General features: G+C 69.4%; 14 protein-coding genes. 12 read left to right on the top strand and 2 right to left on the bottom strand.

All coding sequences use genetic code 11. The features are described 5' to 3' along the window. Window positions 1–255: 255 nt before the first annotated feature. Window positions 256–3,168 carry a GH92 family glycosyl hydrolase gene (locus tag ACWGKQ_RS12765; protein WP_453291926.1) on the top strand — a complete coding sequence of 971 codons (2,913 nt, stop codon included), beginning with the start codon at window positions 256–258 and terminating at the stop codon, window positions 3,166–3,168. Here the strand turns inward: ACWGKQ_RS12765 and ACWGKQ_RS12760 are convergent. Continuing rightward, the gene (locus tag ACWGKQ_RS12760) at window positions 3,080–6,823 is read right to left on the bottom strand and encodes a GH92 family glycosyl hydrolase (RefSeq protein ID WP_453292040.1); all 3,744 of its coding nucleotides are present in this window, start codon (window positions 6,821–6,823) and stop codon (window positions 3,080–3,082) included. The two genes, ACWGKQ_RS12765 and ACWGKQ_RS12760, sit on opposite strands and share 89 nt — an antisense overlap. A gap of 417 nt (window positions 6,824–7,240) precedes the next feature. On the opposite strand from ACWGKQ_RS12760, the gene ngcE reads away from it, so the two are divergent. From ngcE to ACWGKQ_RS12710, 10 genes are all read left to right on the top strand, one after another. After that, window positions 7,241–8,698 carry an N-acetylglucosamine/diacetylchitobiose ABC transporter substrate-binding protein gene (gene ngcE, locus ACWGKQ_RS12755; RefSeq protein WP_453291925.1) on the top strand — a complete coding sequence of 486 codons (1,458 nt, stop codon included), beginning with the start codon at window positions 7,241–7,243 and terminating at the stop codon, window positions 8,696–8,698. A 29-nt stretch (window positions 8,699–8,727) separates the two neighbouring features. Next, window positions 8,728–9,654 carry a carbohydrate ABC transporter permease gene (locus ACWGKQ_RS12750; protein WP_453291924.1) on the top strand — a complete coding sequence of 309 codons (927 nt, stop codon included), beginning with the start codon at window positions 8,728–8,730 and terminating at the stop codon, window positions 9,652–9,654. A 4-nt stretch (window positions 9,655–9,658) separates the two neighbouring features. Then, window positions 9,659–10,558, top strand: a complete 900-nt coding sequence (locus ACWGKQ_RS12745) for a carbohydrate ABC transporter permease (protein WP_453291923.1) — start codon at window positions 9,659–9,661, stop codon at window positions 10,556–10,558. Window positions 10,559–10,852: 294 nt separating this feature from the next. Beyond that, window positions 10,853–12,052 (top strand): ROK family transcriptional regulator, encoded by a 1,200-nt coding sequence (locus tag ACWGKQ_RS12740; RefSeq protein WP_453291922.1) that lies wholly within the window; start codon window positions 10,853–10,855, stop codon window positions 12,050–12,052. A 133-nt stretch (window positions 12,053–12,185) separates the two neighbouring features. Then, entirely contained in the window at window positions 12,186–13,277 is a 1,092-nt protein-coding gene (locus tag ACWGKQ_RS12735; protein WP_453291921.1) for a sugar ABC transporter substrate-binding protein, read from the top strand. Between the two features lie 329 nt (window positions 13,278–13,606). Then, entirely contained in the window at window positions 13,607–14,398 is a 792-nt protein-coding gene (locus ACWGKQ_RS12730) for an ATP-binding cassette domain-containing protein (RefSeq protein ID WP_089104778.1), read from the top strand. Further along, the gene (locus ACWGKQ_RS12725; protein ID WP_453291920.1) at window positions 14,395–15,750 is read left to right on the top strand and encodes a sugar ABC transporter permease; all 1,356 of its coding nucleotides are present in this window, start codon (window positions 14,395–14,397) and stop codon (window positions 15,748–15,750) included. The genes ACWGKQ_RS12730 and ACWGKQ_RS12725 overlap by 4 nt, the downstream gene beginning before the upstream one ends. Window positions 15,751–16,040: 290 nt before the next feature. Further along, entirely contained in the window at window positions 16,041–17,957 is a 1,917-nt protein-coding gene (gene dxs / locus ACWGKQ_RS12720) for a 1-deoxy-D-xylulose-5-phosphate synthase (RefSeq protein ID WP_453291919.1), read from the top strand. Between the two features lie 220 nt (window positions 17,958–18,177). Continuing rightward, on the top strand, window positions 18,178–19,674 hold the full coding sequence (locus tag ACWGKQ_RS12715) for an amino acid permease (RefSeq protein WP_453291918.1): 1,497 nt from the start codon (window positions 18,178–18,180) through the stop codon (window positions 19,672–19,674). 72 nt (window positions 19,675–19,746) lie between these two features. Then, on the top strand, window positions 19,747–21,198 hold the full coding sequence (locus tag ACWGKQ_RS12710) for an ArnT family glycosyltransferase (RefSeq protein ID WP_453291917.1): 1,452 nt from the start codon (window positions 19,747–19,749) through the stop codon (window positions 21,196–21,198). Window positions 21,199–21,276: 78 nt separating this feature from the next. On the opposite strand, the gene ACWGKQ_RS12705 is transcribed toward ACWGKQ_RS12710, so the two are convergent. After that, on the bottom strand, window positions 21,277–21,648 hold the full coding sequence (locus ACWGKQ_RS12705; protein ID WP_453291916.1) for an NTP pyrophosphohydrolase: 372 nt from the start codon (window positions 21,646–21,648) through the stop codon (window positions 21,277–21,279). Window positions 21,649–21,712: 64 nt separating this feature from the next. Here ACWGKQ_RS12705 and ACWGKQ_RS12700 point away from each other — a divergent pair, with 64 nt between their 5' ends. Continuing rightward, entirely contained in the window at window positions 21,713–22,729 is a 1,017-nt protein-coding gene (locus tag ACWGKQ_RS12700) for a hypothetical protein (RefSeq protein WP_453291915.1), read from the top strand. The last annotated feature ends 12 nt before the right edge of the window (window positions 22,730–22,741 follow it).

Below are 22,741 nucleotides of genomic sequence, written 5' to 3'. Positions count from 1 at the left end.
CTTTCCCCTGCGCCGTGCTCTGCGGCCTGTGCCGACCTCGTGACGGTCGACAACGTTGTCTCATGGTCTGTACATGACTTTACCGTCTCAACCGACAACGATGTCAAGGCATTTCGGATCGCCCGACCGGGTGAACCCGGGCGGTGCCCTTCGCGGCAATCGCGGTCTTCCGTGGTACCGGTGGCGCACGTTACTGTCCCTGCGGCTTGTGCGACCTGTGGTGCGCGACCCGTCCGGAGGAGGAAGGGCCGCGTCATGCGTCTCCGACCCATGTCCCTGCTGCTGGCCGCGGTACTCACGGCCGGCGGTGCCACCCCCGCCCTCGCGGCACCGGCGAGCGCGCCCCCCGAACTGGTCAAGGACCCCACGGCGTACGTCGATCCGCTGATCGGCAGCAGGAACGGCGGCAACACCTTCCCGGGCGCCGTCGTGCCGTTCGGCATGCTCTCCTGGAGCCCGGAGAACACCAGGGGCGACGCGACGAGAACGGCCGCACCGGGCGGCTACCAGTACGACGCCACCCGCATCCGCGGCTTCAGCCTGACCCACATGTCCGGCACCGGCTGCGCGGGCGGCAGCGGCGACATCCCGTTCTTCCCGTACACCGGCGAGGTCACCTCCTCACCGGCGGCCGATACCGAGGACGCGGTCTACGCCTCGGACTTCAGCCACGCCGCCGAGACCGCCGAGCCCGGCCACTACCGGGTGGGCCTCGCCTCGGGTGTCACCGCCGACCTCACCGCGACCGCCCGCACCGGCTCGGCCCGCTTCGCCTACCCGGCCGACAAGCCCGCCTCGCTGCTGATCCGCACCGCCAACTCCGAGGTCGGCTCGGCCGGTTCGACGGTGACCATCGATCCGGACACCCGCACCGTCTCCGGCTCGGTCACCTCCGGCGACTTCTGCGGCTACCTCGACCCGGAGGGCCGACGCGCCTACTACACCCTCTACTTCACCGCCCACTTCGACCGCGCCTTCACCGCCACCGGCACCTGGCAGGACGAGCGGCTGAAACCAGGTGCGACGACGGCCTCCGGCGGCACCGGCGGCTTCTCCGCGAACGGCGGACGGCCCGTCGCCGGCAAGGGGGCAGGCGGCTATGTGCGGTTCGCGCCCGGCGCCGGGCCGGTGCACGCCAAGGTCGGCATCTCGTACGTCAGCCGGGCCGCCGCCGAGGCGAACCTGAGGGCGGAGAACCCGCCGCGCCGCTCCTTCGACGCCGTGCGCGCCGCGGCCCACCGTGCCTGGCGCGACCGCCTCGCCGCCATCCGTGTCGGTGGTGGCACGGACTCCGACCGCACCACCTTCTACACCGCTCTCTACCACTCCCTCCTCCACCCGAACGTCATCAGCGACGCCGACGGCCGCTACCGGGGCGGCGACGACAAGGTCCACCGGGTCGCCCGCGGCCACCGCGCCCAGTACGGCACCTTCTCCGGCTGGGACGTCTACCGCGACCAGGTCCAGCTGCTCACCCTCCTCGACCCACGGACCGGCTCGGACATCGCCCAGTCGCTCTACGAACTCGCCCGGCACAACGGCGGGGTCTGGGACCGCTGGCTGCACGGCGCGAGCGGCACCCACGTCATGAACGGCGACCCGTCACCGACCGCCCTCGCCGGCATCCGGGCCTTCGGCGGCACCGACTTCGACCTGAAGGGCGCGCTGGACTCCCTGGTGAGGGCGGCGACGGTCCCGACGGCCCAGGACCTCTCCGCGGCCGGCGAACCGGTGCTCTCGGTCGGCCAACGCCCGTCCCTGGACAAGTATCTGGCCAACCACTACATGCCGTCCGTGTCCAACGCCTGGGGCGGTGCCGCCGAGACCCTGGAGATGTCCACCGCCGACTTCTCGCTCTCCCAACTCGCCGCGGCGGCGGGGGAGAAGAGCACCGCCGCGACCTTCGCCGACCGCGCCCAGTGGTGGCAGAACAACTTCGACATCGCCGCCGACCCGACCGGCGGCTACATCGCCGACCGCAGGGCCGACGGCAGCTGGGTCACCGGCTTCACCCCGGACACCGGCAACGGGTTCGTGGAGGGCACGGCCGCCCAGTACACCTGGATGGTCCAGCACGACCCGGCCGGGCTCTTCGCCGCGATGGGCGGCACCGGCAAGGCTCTCGCCCGCCTCGACGCCTTCTTCCACAACGCCGACGGCGGCTGGGCCTTCACCGGCAGCGGCGGCGACAAGTCCGAGCTGGACAACGAGCCCTCGCTCAACGTGCCCTACCTGTACGACTACGCCGGTGCCCCCTACAAGACACAGGAGACCGTCCGCGCGGCGATGACCCGGCTCTGGTCGACGCGGCCCGGCGGCATCCCCGGCAACGACGACCTCGGCGCGATGTCCTCCTGGTACGTCTTCTCGGCGCTCGGCATGTACCCGCAGGTCCCCTCCCGAGCCGAACTCGTCCTCGCCGCACCCCTGTTCGAGCGCGTGGAGATCGACCGCCCGAACGGCAACGACATCTCGATCCACGCGACCGGAGCGACCGCCGACGCCCCGTACGTGCAGTCCCTGAAGGTCGACGGCCGCGCCGGCGACCGTGCCTGGCTCCCGGCGAGCTTCGTGCGCGACGGCGGCCGCCTCGACTACATCCTCGCCGCGACCCCCAACCGCACTTGGGGCACGGCCGCCCCGCCCCCGTCCTTCCGGGAGGGCGAGCAGCCCTACCAGATCGGTGTCGGCCCGACGGCCGCGACGATCGCCCCCGGCGACAGCATGAAGCTCACCGTCCGCGCTCTGTCGCTGTCCGGCGGCAGCGGCCCCGAGGTGCGCTTCCGCGTCGAGACACCGGACGGCGTGACGGCGACCCCGGCAGCGGGCACGATGACCGACGGCTCCCAGCAGATCACCCTCACCACCGCCCCCGACACCCCGCCGGGCTACTACGACGCGAAGGTCACCGTCACCTCGGCCGACACCTCCCACACCCAGCCGCTCGCCCTCACCGTCGCCGCCCCGGGCACGGTCGACGGCCTGGCCTCCACCTGGCCGGATGCCCCAGCCGACACGTTGTCCCTCATCGGCAGCGGGGCGGACCCGAACGGGCCCGCCCCCTTTCCGTGCCGCCGTCTCAGGCCAGCAACTCCACCTCCGACAGCGTCGATTCACTGTCCAGGACGAGTCGGTAGTGCGCGTACGTCCCGGGCTTCTGGATCGTGAACGCACGTGTCTGCAGGTCCCAGTCGAAGGACTCGCCCGAACGCCGGTCCACGGTTCGCCAGTTCGTGCCGTCCGGCGAGGCCTGGAGGGTCCAGCCCGTCGGGGCCTTCGTGTGGTCCGACGGTGAGGTGAGCGTGTACTGGATGCCCTTGGCCGAGGCGGTCACCGGCAGGTCCACCGACGTCACCGTCTCCTGGGTCGCCGAGGTGTTGTCGAACAGGGCGCCGTTGGCCTTCAGGACGTCCGCGCGCGGGGTCGGGACCTTGTCGTCCTTGGTGATCGAGACCGGGGCGGCGTCCTTGCCGGTGCCCCAGGCCGACGGCTTCGGGCCCATCGTGAAGTCAATGACACCGCCCTTGGAGATGAGGGAGTGGGGGAGTGAAGTCGAGGTCCAGGTGCGGCCGTTGACGCGGACGCCCTGGACGTAGACGTTCTGCGCGCTGTTCTTCGAGGCCCGGATCAGCAGGTCGTGGCCGTTCTCCAGGTGGACCGTCGCCTTCTTGAACAGCGGGGAGCCGATCGTGTAGTCGCCGCTGCCCATCACCAGCGGGTAGAAGCCGAGGGCCGAGAAGAGGTACCAGGCCGACTGCTCGCCGTTGTCCTCGTCGCCGTGGTAGCCCTGGCCGATCTCGCTGCCGAGGTAGAGCCGGGAGAGCGCCTCGCGGACATAGGCCTGCGCCTTCCAGGGCTCGCCGGCCGCGTCGTACATGTAGATGACGTGGTGGGCGACCTGGTTGGAGTGGCCGTACATGCCCATCCGGACGTCCCGGGCCTCGGTCATCTCGTGGATGACCCCGCCGTAGGAGCCGACGAAGTCGGGGGAGGCCGTCTCGGGCGTCGCGAAGAACTCGTCCAGCTTGTCGGCGAGGCCGGACCGGCCGCCGTACAGGTTGGCGAGGCCCCGGCTGTCCTGCGGGGCGGTGAAGGCGTAACCCCAGCCGTTGGTCTCGGTGTAGTCGTAGCCCCACACGCGCGGGTCGTACGCCGCCGAGTCCACCCGCCAGTCGCCCTGGGCGTCCTTGCCCTGGAAGAAGCCGGCCTTGGAGTCGAAGAGGTTCACATAGTCCTGGGCGCGGTTGAGGAAGTAGTCCGACTCCTCCTTGTAGCGCTTCTCGCCCGTCTTCTTGTACAGCGCCTTGCCCATCTCGGCGATGCCGTAGTCGTTGACGTATCCCTCCATCGCCCACGACAGGCCCTCGCGGGTGTCGTCGCTGGTGTAGCCGAGGAAGGGGGAGGTCGACATGCCCTTGCGGCCGACGCCCGAGGAGGGCGGGACCACCGTCGCGTTCTTCAGGGCCGCGTCGTACGCCGACTTCGCGTCGAACTTCACGCCCTTGACGTAGGCGTCCGCGAACGCCACGTCCGAGGAGGTGCCGGTCATCAGGTCGGCGTACCCGGGGGAGGACCAGCGCGAGGTCCAGCCGCCGTCCTTGTACTGCTGCACGAACCCGTCCACCATCTCACCCGCCTGACTCGGCGTCAGGAGTGAGTACGCGGGCCAGGTCGTGCGATAGGTGTCCCAGAAGCCGTTGTTGACGTACACCTTGCCGTCCACGATCTTCGCGCCGGTGTGCGTCGGGGTGTCCTGGCTGGTCATCGGCGAGAAGGGGGAGGCGTACTGGTACGTCGAACCGACCTTCTCGAAGCCGGAGTTGGGGTACAGGTACAGCCGGTACATGCTGGAGTAGAGAGTGGTCAGCTGGTCGGCCGTGGCGCCCTCCACCTCCACCTTGCCGAGCAGCTTGTCCCAGACCTTCCGGGCCTGCGCCTTCACCGTGTCGAAGGAGGCGCCGTCCGGGATCTCCTGGCGCAGGTTGTCCTTGGCCTGGTCGACGCTGATGAGGGAGGTGGCCAGGCGGAGCGTCACGGTGTGGTCGGAGCCCGCGTCGAAGCGCAGGTAGCCCTTGACCCCGCTGGAGTCGCCGTCCGTCACCGGCTTGTCGAAGACGCCGTAGACGAAGAGCCGGGTCGCGCCCGTCGACAGGCCCGACTTGACGTCGGAGTAGCCCGTGACGATCCCGTGCTCCTTGTCCAGGGTCAGGCCCGCCTGCTCGGTCACGTTGTCGAAGATCACGCTCGCGTCGTCGCCCGGGTAGGTGAAGCGCAGCGCGGCCGCGTGGTCGGTCGGCGTTATCTCGGCCTTCAGGCCGTTCTCGAACGTGACCCCGTAGTAGTACGGCCGCGCGGTCTCGTTCTCGTGCCGGAAGGCCAGTTCGCGGGCCTCCCGTCCGGTGTCCGGGGTGCCGGCCGCGGCGGACGGCATCATCTGGAAGGTCTGCCGGTCGCCCATCCAGGGGCTCGGTTCATGGCTCGCGCTGAACGCCTGGATGGTCGGCAGGTTGTCGTCGTTGTTCGCCCGTGCGTACTCGTACAGCCAGCTCTCCGAGGACGCGTTGGTCACCGGCGTCCAGAAGTTGAAGCCGTGCGGCAGGGCCGTCGCGGGGAAGTTGTTGCCGCGCGAGAAGCTGCCGCTGGAGTTGGTGCCGCGGGTGGTCAGCGCATAGTCGGACAGATGGGCGTTGGGCTTCTCGGGGGCCACCGGCTTCAGCGACACGTCGTCGATCCAGCCGCGGAACTTCGCCGGCCCGGCGGGGGAGTCGTAGCCCACCAGGATCCGGTCGACCGTCTTGCCGGCCGCGACCGAGCCGATCACCGACGAGACGTTGTTCCACTGGTTGACGTACAGCGCCTTCGACGCGCCCTGCGCGCGCGGCGACAGCCCGAACCCGTGCTGGTCGACGGCCCCGAGGTCGCTCAGATAGGTGCCGTCCGTGAAGGCCAGGTCCACGGCGACGTTGGTGGCGTCGTAGTCGAGGTCGCCGTCGGCCATCGACGGGAAGATCCGGTAGCCCAGCTGCGTGTCACGGCCGACCTTGACGTTCACGTCGAAGACCTTGTTGTACGAGTACGCCCGGCCGTTCGCCGTGTGCCGTCCGGCGTAGCGCAGGGCGTGTGTTCCGGTGAACCCGGCCCGGGCCTTCGCGGTCGGCGAGCCGGTCGGGCCCTTGTCGACCAGCGAGAGCATGTCCTGGGGTACCGGGCCGCCGCTGCCGCCCGTGGAGAACTGCAGGTCGGCGATCTGGAGGATGTCCGGGGCGCCGTTGTTCTTCGTGACGTCGAGCCGGAAGTGCTGGTACTCGGCGGGCGTGGCGAGGTCGTACGACTTGGTCTGGAACCGCTCCGTGAAGGCCTCGCCGGCCCGGGTGTCGACGGTCTTCCAGTCCTTGCCGTCCGTCGAGCCCTGGAGGGTCCAGTCCTTGGGGTCGCGCTCGTCGTAGTCGTTCGCCGAGGTGAGGGCGTAGGTCACCAGCTTGATGGGCTTGTCGAAGTCGAACTCGACCCAGCCGGTGGGCTCGAAGGTGAGCCACTTGGTGCCCGGCTCGCCGTCGACGAGGTTCTCCTTGACCTCGCCCGCGCCGGTGTTCTCGCCGCTGGCCCGCACGTCGGTCACGTGGTCGGTGACGTTGCCGGGGATGCCGGTGCTGTAGCCGCCGTCCACGCCCGAGGAGCGCGGAGCGCCGCTCGGGTCGGTGTCGACGGTGTCGGTCCAGTCCGGTGACGGATCGCCAGACTCGAACGAGGATGCGAACTGCGTCGCGGCGGCCGGTGCCTTCGCCGGCAGGGCGACCGCGGCTCCCTGGGAGCCCAGGGTCATGACTACGGCGGCCGCGATCACGACCGCCGTACCAGCTCGGTGTCCTGTTCTTCGCTGCGTTCTCCGCTGCATCACAACGGGTACCCTCCCTGCCACATGAGACAACGTTGTCAGCTGCTGGCGCAGGAACCAGTAGGTGGTCAAGTGACCCGTGATGTCAAGGGTGTTGGCTGCGGCATTCAGGGGGCTATGTCAGCTCTTTTTCCGCCAAGGCGTACACAGGTCGCTCATATTTCCGAGAGGTCTCAACTAGGAAAAGACCGGCGGTCAACCCTGCTTTCGATCTTGCCCCGCTGGCGGGAAGTGGACTATACCTGTCGGCATTTCCCGCATGACTTCCTGCACGACCCAGCACTACCCCACCGCGGTGCCGGGGAGGATCCGGTTCACCGCCTGAGTCCTGGAGAAGGCGTGGACTTGAGCAAGGGATCCACTTCCGCAACGAACCCCGGTGCCGAGGGTGTCGGCCGGCGCGATCTGATCAAGCGTTCGGCCGCCCTCGGTCTGATTTCGGTCCCCACCGTCGGATTCCTCTCCGCCTGCGCCAGCAGCGGCGGAGGCGGCCAGTCCAAGGACAAGGCCGGCAAGAAGACGGCCAAGAACCCACTGGGCGTCAACGAGACCGCGAAGATGGAATTCGTCCTCTTCGACGGCGGTTTCGGCAAGGAGTACGCCCAGGACGCGGTGAAGATCTACCAGAAGGACTTCCCGAAGGCCACGGTCAAGTTCTCCGCCACCCAGAAGATCCAGTCCACCCTCCAGCCCCGCTTCAACCAGGGCACCCCGCCGGACCTCATCGACAACTCCGGCGCCGAGCAGATGGACATGGGTGTGCTCGTCGGCAAGAAGCAGCTGACCGACCTCACCCCGCTGCTCGACGCCCCGTCGTACGACGACCCGAACAAGAAGGTCCGCGACACGCTGCGCCCCGGCATCGTCGAGATGGGCCAGTTCGACGGCGACCCGGTCTGGATCATGTACTACGCCTACACGGTCTACGGCGTCTGGTACTCGCAGAAGGCCCTGGACTCGCTGGACGCGGAGTACCCGCAGACCTGGGACCAGATGATCGCCGTCTGCGAGAAGGCCAAGAAGAAGGGCATGGCCGGCTGGACCTACGCCGGCAAGTACCCGTACTACATCCCCTTCTCGCTCTACCCGATGATCGGCAAGGTCGGCGGCGTCGAGGTCCTGAACGCGATCGACAACCTGGAGCCGAACGCCTGGAAGCACCCGGCCGTCAAGGCGTGTTTCGAGGCCTACTACGAGCTCTACAAGAAGGGCTACATCCTCAAGGGCACCCCCGGCCTCGACCACATCCAGTCGCAGACCGCCTGGGCCCAGGGCAAGGCGCTGTTCATCCCGAACGGCTCCTGGGTGGAGAACGAGTCGGCGAACGTCATCCCCTCCGACTTCAACCTCGCCGTCTCAGCGCCGACCGGCATCGACAAGAACGACAAGATGCCGTTCGGCACCATCTGGGCCTCCGGCGGCGAGCCGTTCATCGTCCCGGCCAAGGCGGCGAACGCCCAGGGCGGCATGGAGCAGCTGCGCATCATGCTCAGCGAGGCCTCCTCGAAGAACTTCACGACGAAGGTGAAGTCGCTGACCGCCTACAACGGCGGCACCGACGGCATCACCCTCACCCCGGGCCTCACCTCCGGGGTGGCCGCGCTGAAGCTGGCCGGGTCGAATGTGGTCAACCCGCGGATGCAGGACTGGTACGTGCAGCTTCAGAAGGAGAAGATCGGAGTCGCCGGCCTCGGCGAGATGATGGCCGGCCGGCTCACCCCGGCGGAGACCATCAAGAAGATCCAGGGCTTCGCCGACGAGGCCGCCAAGGACACCACGATCAAGCACTACAAGCACCAGTAACCAGCAACCCTCTCGGCACCGGAGTGGCGATGCAGCACGGCAAGTACCGGTTCATCGTGGGGTTTCTGGCGTTGCCCCTCGGACTGTACGCGCTCTTCGTGGTGTGGCCGTTCATCCAGTCCATCTACTACTCGTTCACGGACTGGACCGGCCTGAGCCCCGAATTCAAGATGGTCGGCCTGGACAACTACCGGCGGATGCTGCACGACGACATCTTCTGGAAGTCCTTGCAGCACAGCTTGATCTTCGCGGTCGTGCTGCCGCTGGTGACGATCAGTCTGGCGCTGTTCTTCGCCTTCATGATCAATGTGGGCGGCCGGAGAAGGAAGGGCGGCCCGGTCATCTCCGGCGTCCGGGGCTCTTCCTTCTACAAGATCGTCTACTTCTTCCCGCAGGTGCTGTCGATCGCGATCGTCTCGCTGCTGTTCGCCTTCGCCTACAACCCCGACAGCGGCGCGATCAACTCACTGCTCCGCGGAATCGGCCTGGACAATGTGCAGCCGCTCTGGCTCGGCGACCCGAGCCTCGCCCTGTGGTGCGTGATGGCGGTGCTGGTCTGGTCCTCGGTCGGCTTCTTCGTGGTCCTCTTCTCGGCGGGCATGGCGTCCATCCCCGCGGATCTCTACGAAGCCGCCCTCCTCGACGGCGCCGGCCGCGCCACCACCTTCTTCCGCCTCACCCTGCCGCTGCTCTGGGACACCGTGCAGTCCGGCTGGGTGTACATGGGCATCCTCGCGCTGGGCGCCGAGTCGTTCGCAGTCGTACAGATCATGACGACCGGACCGGGCGGCCCCGACTACTCGACGACCGTGATGGTCCTGTACGTGTACCAGAAGGCGTTCCGGGACGGTCAGGCCGCCTACGCCACCACCATCGGCGTCGCCCTGCTGGTCGTCACGCTCGCCTTCGCGGCGATCGTGATGCGGCTGGGCCGTCGCGAGCGGCTGGAGTACTGAAGCGATGACGACGACCGAGACCGACGTCACTGTCACCGAGACCGAGCCCCCCGCGCCGGAGCCGCCCCGCCGGCAGCGCGAGGGCGGGGTCCTCAACGTCTTCTCCCACGGCGTCCTGATCATCTGGGCGTTCATGGTGGTCACGCCGCTGCTCTGGGCGGTGATGACGTCCTTCAAGGACGACCGGTCCATCTTCAGCTCGCCCTGGGCGCTGCCCGACAAGCTGCACTTCGACAACTGGGCGCGGGCCTGGACCCAGGCCAACATGAGCGACTACTTCCTGAACACCGTCCTGGTGGTGGGCGGCTCGCTCATCGGCACCCTGGTCCTCGGCTCGATGGCGGCCTATGTCCTGGCCCGCTTCGACTTCCCGGGCAACCGCTTCATCTACTACCTGTTCATCGGCGGCATGAGCTTCCCGATCATGCTCGCGCTGGTCCCGCTGTTCTACGTCGTGAACAACATGGGCCTGCTGAACACGCTGCACGGCCTGATCCTGGTCTACATCGCGTACTCGCTGCCGTTCACGGTCTTCTTCCTCACGGCGTTCTTCCGTACCCTGCCCACCTCGGTGGCCGAGGCGGCCTTCGTCGACGGCGCCTCGCACACCCGCACGTTCTTCCAGATCATGCTGCCGATGGCGAAGCCCGGCCTGATCAGCGTGGGCATCTTCAACTTCCTCGGCCAGTGGAACCAGTACATGCTCCCGACGGTCCTCAACACGGACCCCGACAAGCACGTCCTCACCCAGGGCCTGGTCCAGCTAGCGGTCAGCCAGGGCTACAAGGGCGACTGGTCCGGCCTCTTCGCGGGCCTGGTGATGGCGATGCTCCCGGTCCTGGCGGCGTACATCATCTTCCAGCGCCAGGTGGTGGCGGGCCTGACGGCGGGAGCTTTGAAGTAACGGAACGTTTGCGCCCCGAAAGGGGCGCGGGGAACTGCGCGACCAGCCACGACGGCGCCGCACCCACACTCCACGCGCGCCCTCCAACCTGCTGACCAGTGGCCTAGACATGTCGAAAGCATGTCCCTCAGGCAACCCCCGAACCGCCAACGATTTCTGTCAAGGACTTGACGGCGGTAACCCGTTCAGCAGAGCTTGGAGTTCATAACTTGTAAGTGGCCCGGTCTCAGTGAGGTGACCTGGGTCACGTTGGCGGCGCCGTGGCCGCCTCCGATGGCGGGAGTGGATGGGTCGATGGAGACTCCGGGGTCGCAGTCGTCGCTGCACCGAGCCAACCTGGAACGTGTCGTACGGGCCGTACGTCTGGCCGGATCGCTCACGCAGGCGGAGATCGCGCGCACGACCGGCCTGTCGGCCGCAACGGTCTCCAACATCGTGCGCGAGCTCAAGGACGGCGGAACCGTCGAGGTCACGCCCACGTCGGCGGGCGGCCGCAGGGCCCGCAGCGTGAGCCTGAGCGGTGACGCCGGCATCGTCATCGGGATCGACTTCGGCCACACCCACCTGCGCGTCGCGATCGGGAACCTCGCCCACCAGGTGCTGGCCGAGGAGTCCGAGCCCCTCGACGTGGACGCGTCGTCCAGCCAGGGCTTCGACAGGGCGGAAGAGCTGGTCAACCGCCTGATCGCGGCGACCGGCGTGGACCGTTCGAAGATCGCCGGCGTGGGCGTCGGCGTCCCCGGCCCGATCGACGTGGAGTCCGGCACACTCGGCTCCAGCGCCATCCTGCCCGGCTGGATCGGCGCGAGACCCGCGGAGGAGCTGCGGCTGCGCCTCGGCGTCCCCGTGCACGTCGACAACGACGCCAACCTCGGCGCCCTCGGCGAACTGGTCTGGGGCAGCGGCAAGGGCGTACGTGATCTTGCTTACATCAAGGTCGCCAGCGGTGTCGGCGCCGGTCTGGTGATCAACGGGAAGATCTACCGGGGCCCCGGCGGCACAGCAGGTGAAATCGGACATATCACACTCGACGAGTCCGGCCCGGTCTGCCGCTGCGGAAACCGCGGCTGCCTGGAGACCTTCGCGTCGGCCCGCTACGTGCTGCCGCTGCTCCAGCCCGGCCACGGCCCCGACCTGACCATGGAGGGCGTCGTACGGCTGGCCCGGGACGGCGACCCGGGCTGCCGCCGGGTGATCGGCGACGTCGGCCGTCACATCGGCAGCGGTGTGGCCAATCTCTGTAACCTGTTGAACCCGAGCCGGGTGGTCCTCGGCGGTGATCTCGCCGAGGCCGGAGAGCTGGTCCTCGGGCCCATCAGGGAGTCCGTGAGCCGCTATGCGATCCCCAGCGCGGCGCGCCAGCTCTCGGTGCTTCCGGGGGCCCTCGGCGGTCGCGCGGAGGTGCTCGGCGCGCTCGCTCTCGCACTCAGCGAGATGGGCGATTCAACCCTTTTGGACGGATCGTTGCCCGCCGTCGCACCTGCCTTCACTTAGAGAACGAATGGCGCCGTTGCCATCTCGTTAAGTATTTACTTCTTGACGTCGAACTTTCGGCCGAGTTGACTTCGAGCCACCTCGGCCGCAGCGTTGCGGCCCTGTCAGGGAGGCACCCCCAATGAACGCAACGATGCGTAGAGTCGTGATCGGCACCGCCGCGGTTTCCATGGCGCTGTCGCTCGCCGCCTGTGGCAAGGCCGGCGATGACAAGAAGAGCGACTCGTCGAGCAGCAGCTCCTCCGGTGGCAAGAGCATCGGCCTGCTGCTCCCCGACAGCGTGACCGCGCGCTACGAGAAGTTCGACCACCCGTACTTCGAGGCGCAGGTCAAGAAGCTGTGTGCCGACTGCACGGTCGACTACGAGAACGCTGCCGGTGACGCTGCCAAGCAGGCCCAGCAGGTCAGCACCATGGTGACCAAGGGCGTCAAGGTCATCGTGATCTCGGCCCAGGACTCTGCGGCCATCAAGTCCTCCATCCAGGCCGCCGTGAACAAGGGCGTCAAGGTCGTTGCGTACGACCGCCTCGCCCAGGGCCCGGTCTCGGCCTACGTCTCCTTCGACAACGTCAAGGTCGGCGAGCTCCAGGGCCAGGCCCTGCTGGACGCCCTCGGCTCCAAGGCGACCACCAAGTCGAAGATCGTCATGATCAACGGTGACGACGCCGACCCGAACGCCGCCCAGTTCAAGAAGGGCGCGCACGAAGCCCTCGACGGCAAGGTCGACATCGCCTACGAGCAGTCCGGTCTGTGGAAGGACACGGTCGCCGCGCAGAAGGTGAAGGCGGCCATCACGCAGCTCGGTGCCAGCAAGATCGCGGGCGTCTACTCCGCCAACGACGGCATGGCCGGTGGTATCGCCACCACCCTCAAGGGCGCCGGCATCAGCGGCATCCCGCTGACCGGTCAGGACGCGGAGCTCGCGGGTATCCAGCGCATCGTCGCCGGCACCCAGTCCTCCACCGTCTACAAGGCGTTCAAGCCGGAGGCCGACGCCGCCGCCACGATCGCGGTGGACCTGCTGCAGGGCAAGAGCATCACCTCGCTCGCCACCTCCACGCAGACCAGCGGCTCCGGCGACAAGGTGCCCTCGCAGCTGCTGACCCCGGTGTCGGTCACCAAGGCCAACATCAAGGACACGGTGATCAAGGACGGTCTGTACACCGTCTCCGACATCTGCACCAGCGAGTTCGCCAAGGCCTGCAAGGCCGCCGGCCTCCAGTAGCCCGGCCCCGGAGCCGTCCGGCTCCGGCCCGCCAGCGCCCGGGTGATCGCAGTACGACACCCGGGCCCCGGCCGCCCGACGCACCCCGGCCCTTCCGCAAGGCGCCCGGGGCCGTCCGACGGTCTCGCGAAACCCCTCCGACGCCCGCTCCGGCCTTCATACCCCGCTGCCGGAGCGGGCGTCGGACGGACCCGTTGCCAAGCGCAGCGGATTCGCGCATGTTCATCTTGTAAACCGCGTGCGTACACCGACGGCAATCCGAGGTACCGCACGACCCTCCGCGCCTGATCACCAAGCGCGGCATCCCCGCCGGTCAGGCGGCGAAGGAGATGGTTCACGTGTCCGCTACGCCCGTGCTGGCGTTGCGCGGAGTCTCCAAGCGATTCGGTGCGGTCCAGGCCCTCACCGACGTCGAACTGGAGGTCCACGCCGGAGAAGTGGTCGCCCTTGTGGGCGACAACGGCGCAGGAAAGTCGACCCTGGTCAAGACGATCGCGGGTGTGCATCCCATCGATGAGGGCGTCATCGAGTGGGAGGGCAACCCGGTCAACATCAACAAGCCGCACGACGCCCAGGGTCTGGGCGTCGCGACGGTCTACCAGGACCTCGCGCTCTGCGACAACCTCGACGTGGTGGGCAACCTCTTCCTCGGCCGTGAGCTGCTGCACCGCGGCGTCATCGACGAGGTGACGATGGAGAAGCGGTCCCGCGAGCTGCTGAGCACGCTCTCCATCCGCATCCCGAGCGTGCGCATCCCGATCGCCAGCCTCTCCGGCGGCCAGCGTCAGGTCGTGGCCATCGCCCGCGCCCTGATCGGCGACCCCAAGGTCGTCATCCTCGACGAGCCCACCGCCGCCCTCGGTGTCGAGCAGACCGCACAGGTCCTCGACCTGGTCGAGCGGCTGCGCGAGCGCAACCTCGCCGTCATTCTCATCAGCCACAACATGGCCGACGTGAAGGCGGTCGCGGACACCGTCGCCGTGCTGCGTCTGGGCAAGAACAATGGTTTCTTCCCCGTGAAGAGCACCAGCCAGGAAGAGATCATCGCGGCGATCACGGGTGCCACGGACAACGCCGTGACCCGTCGTTCGGAGCGTCGCACCCCGGAGGCGGCAAAGTGAGCGAGACGTCCAAGACCGTACAGGGCGACGAGTCGCCCAAGACCGAGCAGGCCGACGTGACCGAGCCGGCCGCGGCCCCCGTCACGGTGGCCCCCGCCGACGACCCCACGGGCGCGCCGGTCACGGTCGTCGACCCGCGCCTGCTGGTCCGTGAAGAGGGCTTCAAGGGCTACCTCACGGAGTTCAAGCGCCGGGTGAAGGGCGGCGAGCTGGGCTCGCTGCCGGTGGTCGTCGGCCTGATCATCATCTGGACCATCTTCCAGGTGAAGAACAGCCTGTTCCTCAGCGCGGCCAACCTCTCCAACATCAGCTACTTCCTCGCGGCCACCGGCATGCTCGCCATCGGCCTGGTGTTCGTGCTGCTGCTCGGCGAGATCGACCTGTCCGTCGGCTCGGTGAGCGGTCTGGCCTCCACGGTGTTCGCCGTGTTCGTGGTCAACCACGGCATGAACCAGTGGCTGGCGCTGATCCTCACGATCATCACGGGCATCGGCATCGGCGCGCTGCACGGCTGGTTCTTCGCCAAGATCGGCGTACCCGCGTTCGTGGTCACCCTGGCCGGCTTCCTCGGCTGGAACGGTCTGATGCTGTGGCTGCTGGGCTCCAGCGGCACGATCAACATCCCGGCCGACAGCGGTCCGGTGAAGCTCCTCGGCCAGAGCTCCTTCTTCATGGACCAGGCCATCATCGGTGCCTACCTGCTGGCCGGCCTCGGTGTCGTCCTGTCGGCCCTGGGCCAGTTCAACGAGCAGCGCCGGCGCCGCGCGGCGGGTGTGCCGTTCCGGCCCACCAGCGAGATCGTGGTCCGCGTCGCACTGCTCGCGATCGCGTCCTTCGCCGCGGCGGCCGTGCTGAACAACGCGTCCGGCGTCTCCAACGCGCTGGTGATCTTCCTCGCGTCGCTGGTGGTCGTCGACTTCGTGCTGCGTCGTACGACGTACGGCCGCAAGGTCTTCGCGGTCGGCGGCGGCATCGAGGCGGCCCGCCGTGCGGGTATCAGCGTGCCGATGATCCGGATCACCGTGTTCGCGATCTCCGGTGGCTTCGCGGCCATCGGCGGTATGTTCTTCGCCGGCCAGACCGCGAGCGCGACGCTCAACGCCGGTGGCGGCAACACCCTGATGCTCGCCATCGCGGCGGCCGTCATCGGTGGTACGTCGCTGTTCGGCGGCCGCGGCAACGTCTGGTCCGCCCTGCTGGGCATGCTGGTCATCCAGTCCATCCAGACCGGCCTCGACCTGCTGAACATGAACACGTCGATCCAGTACATGATCACCGGTGGGGTTCTGCTGGGTGCGGTTGTCATCGACTCCGTGTCCCGTAAGAGCCAGAAGGCGGCGGGGCGCGGATAGCGCCGATCGCCGACGGGGTGCGGTGACATTGCGAGTGCCGGTCCGTTGTGGCCGGTCGCGCCCACGCGGCGGTAGCCGCAAATGGATACAGCCCCGCGCCCTTTCAGGGGCGTGACTGTGCCCGGTGTCTGAAAAGGCGCCGGGCACAGCTGTGTCTCAGGAACCCTTTCGATGGGTACGGCCGTTCGCGTGACGTATGACGTACAGCCCGCGCGTCGGCCGTGCGGGCGGAACATTAGACTCGACAGGCCCGGCAACAGCTCGATCAGCTCTACTGCAAGGAGGCACGGGTGCCGCTGCTGACCCGTATCAGGGGACCGCGCGATCTGGACCGGCTCAGCCCCGAGGAGCTGGTCCAGCTGGCAGAGGAGATCCGGAGCTTCCTGGTGGAAGCGGTCTCCAAGACCGGCGGACACCTCGGTCCCAACCTGGGCGTGGTCGAGCTCACCATCGCCCTGCACCGCGTCTTCGACTCCCCGAAGGACAAGGTGCTGTGGGACACCGGCCACCAGTCCTACGTGCACAAGCTGCTCACCGGCCGGCAGGACTTCTCGAAGCTGAAGCAGAAGGGCGGCCTGTCCGGCTACCCCTCGCAGGCCGAGTCCGAGCACGACGTCATCGAGAACAGCCACGCCTCCACGGTGCTCGGCTGGGCCGACGGCATCGCCAAGGGCAACCAGCTGCTCGAACGCGACAGCCACGTCGTCGCCGTGATCGGTGACGGCGCCCTCACCGGCGGCATGGCCTGGGAGGCGCTGAACAACATCGCCGACGCCAAGGACCGCCCGCTGGTCATCGTCGTCAACGACAACGAGCGGTCGTACGCCCCCACCATCGGCGGCCTCGCCAACCACCTGGCGACCCTGCGCACGACGGACGGGTACGAGCGCTTCCTGGCCCGGGGCAAGGACCTGCTGGAGCGCACCCCGGTCGTCGGCAGGCCGCTCTACGACACCCTGCACGGCGCCAAGAAGGGGCTGAAGGACTTCATCGCCCCGCAGGGCATGTTCGAGGACCTCGGCCTGAAGTACGTCGGCCCGATCGACGGCCACGACATGGAGGCCCTGGAGTCGGCCCTCGCCCGGGCCAAACGGTTCGGCGGCCCGGTGATCGTGCACTGCCTCACCGAGAAGGGCCGCGGCTACCAGCCCGCCCTCCAGGACGAGGCCGACCGCTTCCACGGCATCGGCCCCATCCACCCCGACACCGGCCTGCCGGTCAAGGCCTCCGGCGCCGACTGGACCTCCGTCTTCGGCGACGAGATGGTCGAGCTCGGCAAGGAGCGCGAGGACATCGTCGCCATCACGGCGGCCATGCTCCAGCCGGTCGGCCTGAAGAAGTTCGCGGACACCTTCCCGGACCGCATCTACGACGTCGGCATCGCCGAGCAGCACGGCGCCGTCTCCGCGGCGGGCCTCGCCACGGCCGGCCTGCACCCGGTCTTCGCCGTGTACGCCACCTTCCTCAACCGCGCCTTCGACCAGGTGCTGATGGACGTGGCCCTGCACAAGTGCGGAGTGACGTTCGTCCTGGACCGGGCCGGCGTCACCGGCACCGACGGCGCCTCCCACAACGGCATGTGGGACATGTCGATCCTCCAGGTCGTCCCCGGCCTCAGGCTCGCCGCCCCGCGCGACGCCGACCAGGTCCGCGCCCAGCTCCGCGAGGCCGTCGAGGTCGACGACGCCCCGACGGTCGTCCGCTTCTCCAAGGGCGCGGTCGGCCCCGCCGTGGCCGCCGTCGGCAAGGTCGGCGGCATGGACGTGCTGCGCGAGCCCGGCACCGACACCCCGGACGTGCTCCTGGTCTCCGTGGGCGCCCTCGCCCCCATGTGCCTGGAGATCGCCGGCCTCCTCGACAAGCAGGGCATCTCGACGACCGTGGTCGACCCCCGCTGGGTCAAGCCGGTGGACGAGGCCATGGCCCCGCTGGCCGAGCGCCACCGGGTCGTCGTCACGGTGGAGGACAACATCCGCGTCGGCGGCGTGGGCTCCGCGGTCGCGCAGGCGCTGAGGGACGCGGGCGTCGACGTACCGCTCCGCGACTTCGGCATCCCGCCCCGCTTCCTCGACCACGCGTCCAGGGCCGAGGTCATGGCAGAGATCGGCCTGACGGCCCCGGACATCGCCCGCCAGGTGACGGGTTTGGTGGCCAAGCTGGACGGCCAGCCGACGGATGTCACCTCGGTGGAACCGGCGAGGGATTAAAGCTCCCTAGCTGGCACGCCCCGTAAGGGGCGCGGGGAACTGCGCGACCAGCCCCCACCGGCCCGCAGACCACCCCAAACTCAAACCACCCCAATGGGTCGGTCTCCCCACTCCTCCAAGTGGCGAGACCGACCCATCTGCGTGAACCTGCCTTTGCCGGGGCATACGCACCCCGGCCCTCTCGATCATGTCGAGGACGACAAACGTGGGAGGTAGGCACGTGAGCAGTACCCTCTTCAGGACCAAGAACGTCGAACAGTCCATCAAGGACACCGAGGAACCGGAGCACGCGCTCAGGAAGTCGCTGTCGGCCCTGGACCTCACGGTCTTCGGCGTGGGTGTCATCATCGGCACCGGCATCTTCGTCCTGACCGGCACGGCCGCCAAGAACAACGCAGGACCCGCCGTAGCCCTGTCCTTCGTCGCGGCCGGCGTCGTCTGCGGCCTCGCTGCACTGTGCTACGCGGAGTTCGCCTCCACCGTCCCGGTCGCCGGTTCGGCGTACACCTTCTCGTACGCCTCCCTGGGCGAGTTCCCCGCCTGGATCATCGGCTGGGACCTGGTGCTGGAGCTGGCGCTCGGTACGGCGGTGGTCGCCGTCGGCTGGTCGGGGTACATCCACTCGCTGCTCGACAACGCCGGCTGGCACCTGCCCGAGTACCTCAGCGGCCGCGACGGCGCCCACGGCTTCGGCTTCGACATCCTCGCCGCCGCCCTGGTCCTCGTGCTCACCGCGATCCTCGTCGTCGGCATGAAGCTCTCCGCACGGGTCACCTCGGTCGTCGTCGCCATCAAGGTCGCCGTCGTCCTGGTCGTCATCATCGCCGGCGCCTTCTTCATCCACAGCGGGAACTACAGCCCCTTCATCCCGCCGAAGGAGGCCGTGCCGGCCGGCGGCAACCTCAAGGCCCCGCTGATCCAGCTGATGTTCGGCTGGGCCCCCTCCAACTTCGGTGTGATGGGCATCTTCACCGCCGCCTCGGTCGTCTTCTTCGCCTTCATCGGCTTCGACGTCGTCGCCACCGCCGCCGAGGAGACCCGCAACCCGCAGCGGGACGTGCCGCGCGGCATCATCGGCTCCCTGATCATCTGCACCGTCCTGTACGTGGCGGTGGCCATCGTCGTGACCGGCATGCAGAAGTACCGCGAGCTGTCCGTGGACGCCCCGCTGGCCGACGCCTTCAAGGCTACCGGGCACCCCTGGTTCGCCGGGCTGATCAGCTTCGGCGCCGCCGTCGGCCTGACCACCGTGTGCATGATCCTGCTGCTCGGCCAGTCCCGGGTGTTCTTCGCGATGAGCCGGGACGGCCTGCTGCCCCGCTTCTTCTCGCACACCCACCCGAGGTTCCGCACCCCGTACCGGCCGACCATCCTGCTCGGCGTCGTCATCGCGATCGTCGCCGGCTTCACCAGTCTCAGCGAACTCGCCGAACTCGTGAACATCGGCACGCTCTTCGCCTTCATCGTCGTCGCGATCAGCGTCATCATCCTGCGCAACACCCGGCCGGACCTGGAGCGGTCCTTCCGCACCCCCTGGGTGCCGGCGCTGCCCATCGTGTCCGTGCTGGCCTCGCTGTGGCTGATGCTCAACCTGCCCGCCGAGACCTGGCTGCGGTTCGCCATCTGGATGGTCATCGGCTTCGTCGTCTACTTCCTCTACGGCCGCTCGCACAGCCGCCTCGCCCAGGCCGAACGGACCCCCGCCGACGCTCCGTGACCGGCAGGCTCGCCGCTCCGGCCCCGTATGTCCCGTCCGGGTGGGACTGCGGGGCCGGATAGCGTGCTCCCCATGCTGCTCGCGCCCCACGCCCCGCCACGGTCCGTAGTCCTGCGGAAGGGGTACTGGGCCCGGCTGCTGCCGCTGCTCGCCGCCCTCGCCTGCGTCACCCGGGTGCCGTCGTTCGTCCGGCCGCTGTGGAACCCGGACGAGGGCTATCTCGCCGTACAGGCCCGCATACTGGCGCAGGGCGGACAGCTGTACGAGACCGTCGTGGACCGCAAGCCGCCGCTGCTCCCGTGGCTGTACGAGGGGACCTTCGCGGTCTTCGGGTCCGGATCGCTCACCCCGGTCCGGGTCCTCGCGGTGCTGGCCCAGCTGACCACCGCCGTCCTGCTCGCGTCGATCGCCCGGCGGCGCTGGGGCGACCGCGCGGGCCGTACCGCCGGGGCGCTGTACCTGCTGGTCTCGGTCGGGCTCAATCCCGAGGACGCGCAGGCGGCCACCTTCGAGGTGTTCATGCTGCCCTGCACGGCCGCCGCGATGTGGTGCGCCGACCGCCGCCGCTGGGCGGCGGCCGGGGCCGCCGTCGCCTGCGCCTTCCTCACCAAGCAGACCGGCGGCGCGGTCCTGCTGCCGGTGCTCTACCAGCTCCACCGGTACGGCGGCCCGCGCGCGGGCCTGCTCAGGCTGGCGGCCGGCGCCGCCCTGCCCGTGCTGGGCGCGGCCCTGGCCACCGACCCGGCCGGCTTCGCCTTCTGGACGGTCACCGGTTCCGGCGCCTACGCCTCCTTCACCGGCTCCGAACTCCATGTCCTGGCGCGGGCGTTGACCAACACCGCGATCCTCGGCGCGGCCTCGGCCGGCCTGCTCCCGCCTATCGCGCGGGCCCTGCGCATCGCCCGCACCGGCGCCGCCGACCTGTGGCTGTGGCTGGCTGCGTCGGCGGTCGCCGTCACCCTCGGCTTCCACTTCTTCGGCCACTACTTCCTGCAACTCACCCCGCCGCTCGCGCTGTTGGCCACGGCCGCGCTCCAGATCCTGCCGCCGGAACGGACCTCGGCCGCCGTGCTCGCCTCGGCCTGCGCCTGCGCCCTGTTCCTGACCTGGGGCGTCCTGGCACCCCGGCCCGAACTCGCGCACGCCCAGCGGCTGGCGCTCACCCTCGACCGCCGTACCGCGCCCGGCGACCGGGTCCTGGTCTGGGGCATACACCCGGAGACGTACTGGCTCGCCGACCGCACCCCCGCCACCCGCTACCTCACGGCCGGCCTCCTCACCAACTTCAGCGGCGGCCGGGACGGCCCGCAGGTCGGCGAGAAGTACGCCGTCGTGGGCACCTGGCCGGTCTTCCGCGCGGAAATGACCGACCGGGCACCGGCCCTGGTGATCGACGACTCCCGCGGCAAGCCCTACGGCCCCGACCGCGTCCCCAGCCTGCGCAGGCTGCTCGCGGCCGGGTACGAGCAGGCGGGCGAGGTGGACGGCGCGGTGCTGTATGTCAGGGCGCCGAGCGCCCCGTAGGGGCGCGGGGAACTGCGCGACCAGCCACGACGGCGCCGAGCCGAAAGTCGGCATGTCACGGTGCTTCCAGCGGAGCGCCTAGTGCAGCAGAGCGCTCGGCCCGATCACCTCGGCGCCCAACTCCGTCACCCGGCGCCGCAGTTCACGGTCGGCGGTGACGACGAGCCGGGGCCGGCGGGGATCCTCGGCGGCCAGCTCCACGATCCGGTCGTCACCGCTGCCGGGTGCCGACTCCACCCGTACCCCGGGCACCGAGGCCACCCCGCGGGCCGCGCCCTCGACGACGAGCACCAGCTCCACCGGCGTCGGCCGGCCGGGCAGTCCCCGCTCGGCCAGCCGGTCGCGCAGCCGCTCGGCGGCTCCCTTGCGGTCCCGCCACCAGCCGTCCGGCCGTGACCCGACGACGTTCGCGCCGTCGACGATCACCAGCAGGGGAGCTCCGTCTTCCATGCCTCAAGCCTCGCACGCCCGGGGCCCCGGCACTGCGCCGAACGGCCCCGCCTAGAGTGAAGCGGTGAACGGCGACTGGCTCCTCCGCGGCCGTGACGGCCGGCTCAGTGTCTATCTGCCGTCGGGCGACGCGGTGCTGTGCCGGGCCGAGCGCGGCCCCGGCAGTCCCTGGGGTGCCCCGCGGAAGATGGGCGGCGACCAGCGGCTGCACCCCGGCTTCGCGGTGGGGCAGGGGGCCGACGGATACGCCCACCTGGTGGCCTGGCGGCCCACCGCGAAGGGGGAGTCGGGTCTCGTCCACGCCACGCACTACCGGCCGCATCTGTCCGCCATGGACTGGCAGTCGATCGGCCACCCGGGCAAGAAGGGGGATGTCACCGGCGCCCCGGCGGTCGCGGTGGACGGGCAGGGCCGCGCCCATGTCTTCGTCCGCAACCGCGGACGCGGGGTGAGCATGGTCGCCCAGAAGGCGAAGGGCGGCTGGGAGCCGTGGCGGGACCTGAAGGGGCGGCTGGTCGAGGACGGGCTCGCGGTGGTGACCGGTGAGTCGGGGCGGGTCGAGGCGTACGCGGCCGTGCCCGGCGGGATCGTGCACTGGCGCCAGGAGGCGGCCGGGAAGCCGCCCGTGCTCCTTGAGGCGCTGGAGACCCCGGTCCGGCCGGGCACCCTCGCCGCCCTCGCCACCTCCCCCGAGAGCACGACCCTCTTCTACACCGACGAGTCCGGCGACCTCTGCGCCTGGCGTCCGGGCGGCAAGCCGTACACCCTGCTGCCCTCCGCCGGGCCCGGCCCGGTCGCCGCGGTCCGCTGCGAACTCGACGGGCACGACTGCACGCTGCTCGCCCAGCGCTCGGCGAGCGGCCGGGTGGCCTTCGCCGCCTATCCGACCGAGGACGAGCAGGCGGGTGCCTGGTGGACCGAGTCCGGCCCGCAGCTTCCCGCGGACGGGACGGTCGCCCTGGCCACGGACGCGGACGGCCGGGTGACCGCGGCGAGCCTGTCCCCGTCCACCGGCCGGCTCCTGCTCACCCGCCGCAAGGACGAGCCGGGGCTGGCGCTCGAGGCCTGGCGCGAGGTCTGATCTCCGTACGCA

Source organism: Streptomyces sp. NPDC054770, from assembly GCF_053611985.1.
Note: the sequence above shows the minus strand (reverse complement) of the source record. Positions and strands in the feature narration are given on the sequence as shown.